The sequence below is a fragment of the Saliniramus sp. genome (genome assembly GCF_035311605.1).
Taxonomy (GTDB): domain Bacteria; phylum Pseudomonadota; class Alphaproteobacteria; order Rhizobiales; family Beijerinckiaceae; genus Saliniramus.
In genome coordinates this window covers 1-4,184 of sequence record NZ_DATGCW010000134.1, presented here as the reverse complement: position 1 = coordinate 4,184, position 4,184 = coordinate 1, and the positions used below count along the sequence as shown (strand labels likewise).

Below are 4,184 nucleotides of genomic sequence, written 5' to 3'. Positions count from 1 at the left end.
GTCGGCATGGTGACAGACGTGGTCGAGGCCGCCTTCGCGCAGACGGGGACCAGCGCCGAAGAGCTGAGCTGGTTCGTGCCGCATCAGGCCAACAAGCGCATCATCGACGCCTCCGCCGACAAGCTCGGCATCGCCCCCGAGAAGGTCGTGATCACCGTCGATCGCCACGGCAATACCTCCGCCGCCTCGATCCCGCTCGCCCTCGACGTGGCGGTGAAGGACGGGCGCATCAGGCGCGGCGATCTCGTCATGCTGGAGGCGATCGGCGGCGGCTTCACCTGGGGCAGTGCGCTGATTCGCTGGTGAGGGCAGTGCGGCCGGGGGCTTTGGCTGCGCATATTCGCATTCGCCCGCCCTTGACTTCATTGCCTCGCCTGCTTTGATCGGCCCAAGAAGATCTCGCGCGGATTGATCCGCGCCGGTTCCTATCGAGCAAACGACCAAAAGGGAATGGAAGGCATAATGACAAGCCAGGATATCGTCATCGTCTCCGCCGCACGCACGGCGGTCGGCTCGTTCAACGGCGCATTCGCGAGCGTCCCGGCGCATGAGCTCGGCGCGGTCGCCATCAGCACGGCGCTGGACCGCGCAAAGGTGGAGGGCGCCGAGGTCAACGAGGTGATCCTCGGCCAGATCCTCGCAGCCGGCCAGGGCCAGAACCCCGCCCGCCAGGCCGCGATGAAGGCGGGCATCCCGCAGGAAGCGACCTCCTGGGGGCTCAACCAGCTCTGCGGTTCGGGCCTGCGCGCCGTGGCACTCGGCATGCAGCAGATCGCCAACGGCGACGCGGACATCATCGTCGCGGGCGGGCAGGAATCCATGTCACAGGCCCCGCATGTCGCCTATCTGCGCTCCGGCCAGAAGATGGGCGATCTGAAGATGATGGATTCGATGCTCAAGGACGGGCTGATCGACGCCTTCCACGGCTATCACATGGGCAATACCGCCGAAAACGTCGCCGCGCGCTGGCAGCTGACCCGCGAGGAGCAGGACGCCTTCGCCGTCGCCTCGCAGAACAAGGCGGAGGCCGCGCAGAAAGCCGGCAGGTTCACCGACGAGATCGCCCCGTTCACCGTCTCCACCCGCAAGGGCGATACCGTGGTCGATCAGGACGAATACATCCGCGCCGGCGCCACGTTCGAAGGCATGCAGAAGCTGCGCCCCGCCTTCTCGAAGGAGGGCAGCGTCACCGCCGGTAACGCTTCGGGCATCAATGACGGCGCAGCGGCGGTCGTGCTGATGACGGCGGCGGAAGCGGAGAAGCGCGGCCTCACGCCGCTGGCGCGCATCGCCTCCTGGTCCACCTGCGGCGTTGATCCCGCGATCATGGGCACCGGCCCGATCCCGGCCTCGCGCAAGGCGCTCGAGAAAGCCGGCTGGAAGGTCGGCGATCTCGATCTCGTGGAGGCCAACGAGGCCTTCGCCGCCCAGGCGCTCGCGGTCAACAAGGATATGGGCTGGGACCCCGAGATCGTGAACGTCAATGGCGGCGCCATCGCCATCGGCCATCCGATCGGCGCCTCGGGCGCCCGCGTCCTCGTCACGCTCTTGCACGAAATGGGCAAGCGCGATGCGAAGAAGGGTCTCGCGACGCTCTGCATCGGCGGCGGCATGGGCGTCGCCATGTGCCTCGAGCGCTGAAAAACAGCGCCGGCAAGCTGTTGGCCGGGGTCATGCAGCCCCGGCTTGACACGACGATCCGGGCATGTTGGGAGCATGCCCGGGGTTCTCAATCTCGAGTTTCTGTTTCTGGGAGGAAATGATCATGGGGCGTGTTGCATTGGTGACGGGCGGGACCCGCGGTATCGGCGAGGCGATCTCGAAGGGTTTGAAGGAAGCGGGCTACAGCGTTGCGGCGAACTATGCCGGGAACGATGAAGCTGCCGCCAAGTTCAAGGAAGCGACCGGAATTCCGGTATACAAGTTCGACGTCTCCGATGCGCAGGCCTGCGAGGATGCCATCAAGCAGATCGAGAGCGATCTCGGCCCGGTCGACATAGTCGTCAACAATGCCGGCATCACGCGTGACAAGATGTTCCACCGCATGTCCTACGAGCAATGGACACAGGTGATGCGCACCAATCTCGATTCAATGTTCACGGTGACACGCCCGGTGATCGAGGGCATGCAGTCGCGCGGTTTCGGTCGCATCATCGCGATTTCCTCGGTCAATGGCCAGAAGGGCCAGATGGGCCAGAGCAATTACTCCGCCGCCAAGGCCGGCGTGATCGGCTTCGCCAAGGCGCTTGCGCAGGAAAATGCCGCCAAGGGCATCACCGTCAACGTGATTGCGCCGGGCTATATCGGTACCGAGATGGTCAAGGCCGTGCCGGCGGATGTGCTCAATTCCAAGATCATCCCGCAGATCCCGGTCGGTCGTCTCGGCGAGGCGGAAGAAATCGCCCGCGGCGTCGTCTTCCTCGCCTCCGACGAGGCCGGCTTCATCACCGGCTCGACCCTGTCGATCAACGGCGGCCAGTACATGGCCTGATGCCGGGGCGAGGCATGTATGAAGCGGGCGGTTTCCCGCCCCTCAGGGGAGGGAAATCGCAGTCGCGCCCGGCACAGCGCGCCCGGCAGGGGCTCAGCCCTCGCCGGGTTGCGCCCCCTCGTATCCCTCGATGACGATCGCATCCATCTCCGCGCCGCCTTCCTGGCGTGCGCGTGCCGCCTGGTATTCCGGTGAGTTCCAGCAGGCCAGCGCATCCTCGTAGCTGGGGAATTCGATCACGACATTGCGCGAGCGGCTGGAGCCGATGAGGCGCTCGAAGCGCCCGCCGCGCACGATGAAACGTCCACCGTATTTGGCGAAGGCCTCGCCGTTCGTTGCGACGTAGTTCTTGTAGGCGTCCTGGTCGTAGACGTCGACCCGCGCCACCCAATAGCCCTTCGGCATGTTCTCGTCCTCCCGTTGCAGGCGCCGGTTCGTCCGGCGCCAATGCCCTCAATCGAGTCCCTCGACCACGATCACATCCGCTTCCGCTACCGGCGCGCGCAGCGCCACGGCCGCCTGATAATCCGGCGAATGATAGAAGGCGCGCGCCTGTTCGAAACTCTCGAAGGCAATCACCACATTGCGCTTGCGGCCTTCGCCCTCCAGCGTCTCCATGCGCCCGCCACGCACCAGAGGGCGCCCGCCGAAACGTTCCATCGCCGCTGTGGCGGCGGGGATATAGGCCTTGTATGCTTCCGCGTCATGCACCGTGATGCGCGCGATCACGTAACCTCTGGGCATGGATATTCTCCCACCGGTATCCCGGAAAGAGTGGCCGCCCCATGCGTCGCTGACAAGTCTGGAACGCCGTGCAGATGCACGCTTGCCGCATGGGAATTCAGTGAAACGCTGCGCCGAGAGGCGTCATCTCCTTACGTATTCCCGGCAATGTCCTCGGCAATCGCCATTGCGGCGGCGCGCGGATCGGCGGCGCGTGTAATCGGGCGCCCGATGACGAGGTGATCGGCGCCGGCCCGTACGGCCTCGCCCGGGGTCATGACCCGCTTCTGATCGCCCGCATCGGCGCCTGCGGGGCGAATACCAGGGGTGACGATCAGCCGGTCTGGGCCGAGTGCGGCGCGTACTGTCGCGATTTCCTGTGGCGCGCAGACGATGCCATCGATCCCCGCTTCGCGCGCCTGTGCTGCGCGACGCGCGACGAGATCGGCAACGCTGCCGCTGTAGCCGGCTTCGGCGAGATCGGCATCGTCGTAAGAGGTCAGGACCGTGACGGCCAGGAGCTTCAAGGCCCCCTCACCGCGCCCGGCCACGGCGGCCTTCATGGTCTGGGGATAAGCATGCACCGTGGCGAGATCGACGCCGAGTGCGCTGATCGCCGCGACGCCTTCGCTGACTGTATTGCCGATATCATGCAGCTTGAAATCGAGAAAAACCTTGCAGCCCTGATCGACCAGTTCACGGGCGAAGGTGAGGCCGCCGGCAAAGCCGAGGCGATAGCCGATCTTGTAGAAACGGGCCCCATCACCGATCCGCGCCACCAGTTCGCGGGCCTGCGCCACATCGGGCAGATCGAGAGCGACGATGATCGGATCACGCGGATCACGGGTTGTCACGGCATCAGCGGCGGAAGAGGACATGGGCGGGCTCCGGGCTCAGGACATCGAGGGCAGAAATCAGAGCCGGGGGGCGAAGTCAAATGCGGCGGGTCGCCCGGGGCACCGCATCCGCC

At 65.6% G+C, this 4,184-nt stretch carries 6 protein-coding genes; 3 read left to right on the top strand and 3 right to left on the bottom strand.

Translation table 11 applies throughout. The features are described 5' to 3' along the window. The 3 genes from VKP01_RS06615 to phbB form a co-directional block, all read left to right on the top strand. Positions 1–306: 3-oxoacyl-[acyl-carrier-protein] synthase III C-terminal domain-containing protein (locus VKP01_RS06615; RefSeq protein ID WP_324411373.1), on the top strand; the 306-nt coding region annotated here is incomplete at its 5' end. Positions 307–462: 156 nt separating this feature from the next. Further along, positions 463–1,641 (top strand): acetyl-CoA C-acetyltransferase, encoded by a 1,179-nt coding sequence (locus VKP01_RS06610; RefSeq protein WP_324411372.1) that lies wholly within the window; start codon positions 463–465, stop codon positions 1,639–1,641. A 124-nt stretch (positions 1,642–1,765) separates the two neighbouring features. Beyond that, on the top strand, positions 1,766–2,491 hold the full coding sequence (gene phbB / locus VKP01_RS06605; protein WP_324411371.1) for an acetoacetyl-CoA reductase: 726 nt from the start codon (positions 1,766–1,768) through the stop codon (positions 2,489–2,491). 93 nt (positions 2,492–2,584) lie between these two features. Here phbB and VKP01_RS06600 read toward each other — a convergent pair whose 3' ends face one another. The 3 genes from VKP01_RS06600 to pyrF form a co-directional block, all read right to left on the bottom strand. Then, positions 2,585–2,896 carry a DUF1330 domain-containing protein gene (locus VKP01_RS06600; protein ID WP_324411370.1) on the bottom strand — a complete coding sequence of 104 codons (312 nt, stop codon included), beginning with the start codon at positions 2,894–2,896 and terminating at the stop codon, positions 2,585–2,587. A gap of 48 nt (positions 2,897–2,944) precedes the next feature. Continuing rightward, complete coding sequence (locus VKP01_RS06595; protein ID WP_324411369.1) at positions 2,945–3,235, bottom strand: DUF1330 domain-containing protein; 291 nt, start codon at positions 3,233–3,235, stop codon at positions 2,945–2,947. A 131-nt stretch (positions 3,236–3,366) separates the two neighbouring features. Further along, entirely contained in the window at positions 3,367–4,092 is a 726-nt protein-coding gene (gene pyrF, locus VKP01_RS06590) for an orotidine-5'-phosphate decarboxylase (protein ID WP_324411368.1), read from the bottom strand. Between the last annotated feature and the right edge of the window lie 92 nt (positions 4,093–4,184).

Excerpts from the sequence above, each read along its gene's own strand:
- pyrF (WP_324411368.1), bottom strand. The coding sequence starts at position 4,092 with ATGTCCTCTTCCGCCGCTGATGCCGTGACAACCCGTGATCCGCGTGAT.
- phbB (WP_324411371.1), top strand. The coding sequence starts at position 1,766 with ATGGGGCGTGTTGCATTGGTGACGGGCGGGACCCGCGGTATCGGCGAG.
- VKP01_RS06600 (WP_324411370.1), bottom strand. The coding sequence starts at position 2,896 with ATGCCGAAGGGCTATTGGGTGGCGCGGGTCGACGTCTACGACCAGGAC.
- VKP01_RS06595 (WP_324411369.1), bottom strand. The coding sequence starts at position 3,235 with ATGCCCAGAGGTTACGTGATCGCGCGCATCACGGTGCATGACGCGGAA.
- VKP01_RS06610 (WP_324411372.1), top strand. The coding sequence starts at position 463 with ATGACAAGCCAGGATATCGTCATCGTCTCCGCCGCACGCACGGCGGTC.